Here is a 1,630-nt window from a genome sequence, read left to right on the forward strand (position 1 = left end):
CGCCATTCACGCCTTAATGGCTGCCTTGCTATTGTCTCTACGTATGGTGATTTGTCCGATGATGCAGTAGTGATGCACCTTGAAACCCTTTCGTGTGCGAAACCTAATTTAAGTTTTGAACAAAAGGTGTATGGCGCAGTGTATGACTTGGATGCGATGCAAGACTTACGTGGTACATCCATTTTAAAAACCAAACCTCTTTTAGAATACAGTGCGGCTGCAGGGATTTTAGCAGGCTTTGGGGATGGGCTTAAAAACCTCAATACAGCTCAGACCATTAATCCAGGCGCAGGCACCATTACGACTTATGGTCAGGCCTCTACGCTGATGCAATCAGCAGCAGGAGGGGCGGTGAGTAATCCGGCCAATAAAATCTCCGACTACATCATGAAAATCGCCGATATTTATCACCCTCTGGTGGTGGCACGTGCAGGACGGCGTGTATCCATCATGTTCACCAAAGGCTTTTGGATTGATAGGGCGCACCAATCGTTTGAATCGGGTAAATCCATTGATAATCAATCGGCTCAAAATGAGGCCGCGATTACAACAACCATTAGCCGAGCAGGCGGTGAAGGTGGGGAGAGTAGCAGTGGAGAATCAACTGCTCCGCAATCCACGTTCCAATCCGATACGCAAAGGGCGCAGCAATTCTTGAATCAGAATGGGATGCCCAATCAACCACTCTTTTCAACAGTTAATCCTACAGGAGACGTACATGGTTAAAGCTTGGTTTGTTTTGTTCTGTTGTTGTTCGGCAGTGACGCTTACGGGGTGTTCACGCTCCATTTTTGATCATCAAGATGTTCGCTGTCCTTTTGTCGAGCGTGGTGGGTGCCAAAGCATGGAGCAGGTGAATCGTATGGTGGATGCACGGCGATTTACACCGGATGGGCAATACGTGCAACAAGAGCAATGCGTAGGCTGCAGTGCTTATTCAAAATAAATGAAACGGAACTTTTTTAGGATTAACTATGTTCGCAACACTAAAAAAATACGTCCAGGGTTTTAGGAATTCAATCGATGGCTATTTGGTGGATGAAGAGGTATCGTCTTCCCAAAATACCTTAAATGTTGGCGATCACCAATACCCTCTTTTTTGCAAGGAACTTCCTTATCAGTATTATGACGAGGAATCGCATTTATTTATTAATCGCTGGAATACAGGCTTATTGTATCGCATCACCCCGTTAACCGGTGCGAATGAAAAAATTGCAGAGCAGTTGGATTCGATTTTAAGAACCAAGGTTTCTGATGAATTTACCTTACAGCTCATCTTAGTCAAACACAATCAAGTGGGGCATGAGCTGGATGCTTTTTCAAACCAGTTCATGACTCCAGATTTTGAACAGTTAAGTGTGATGGGCAAAAGCCTTCGTTCGTTTTATGGTGAGGCCGCAGTTCATGGATTTAAAACCAATACCAATGTTAATCCCAGAATGACACAAACTGAGTGTTATGTCGTAGTCGATAAAATCAATGGAAAAAATGAGGAAGACGTTAAAGCCTGCTTTGCTCAATTTCGTATTGCCTTTGAAGCCTCGTTGATGTCGGCCAAAATTGGCTTTAGAACCTGTAATGCTGAAGATTTATTACGCTTACTTCATTTTTACCTGGCTCATGAACCCGA

3 protein-coding genes are annotated in these 1,630 nt (G+C 44.1%); all 3 read left to right on the forward strand.

Annotation, left to right across the window (positions count from 1 at the left end; all coding sequences use genetic code 11):
- A partial coding sequence (locus A8O27_RS17975) for a TraB/VirB10 family protein (RefSeq protein WP_211269262.1) occupies positions 1 to 726 on the forward strand: 726 nt, incomplete at its 5' end.
- Positions 719 to 946 carry a hypothetical protein gene (locus tag A8O27_RS17980; protein ID WP_011212483.1) on the forward strand — a complete coding sequence of 76 codons (228 nt, stop codon included), beginning with the start codon at positions 719 to 721 and terminating at the stop codon, positions 944 to 946. The genes A8O27_RS17975 and A8O27_RS17980, both read left to right, overlap by 8 nt.
- A 28-nt stretch (positions 947 to 974) precedes the next feature.
- Positions 975 to 1,630 (forward strand): TraC family protein (locus tag A8O27_RS17985; RefSeq protein WP_154669263.1); only part of this gene is annotated, 656 nt, incomplete at its 3' end.

Source organism: Legionella bozemanae, assembly GCF_001648595.1.
GTDB lineage: Bacteria > Pseudomonadota > Gammaproteobacteria > Legionellales > Legionellaceae > Legionella > Legionella bozemanae.

Excerpts from the sequence above, each read along its gene's own strand:
- A8O27_RS17980 (WP_011212483.1), top strand. The coding sequence starts at position 719 with ATGGTTAAAGCTTGGTTTGTTTTGTTCTGTTGTTGTTCGGCAGTGACG.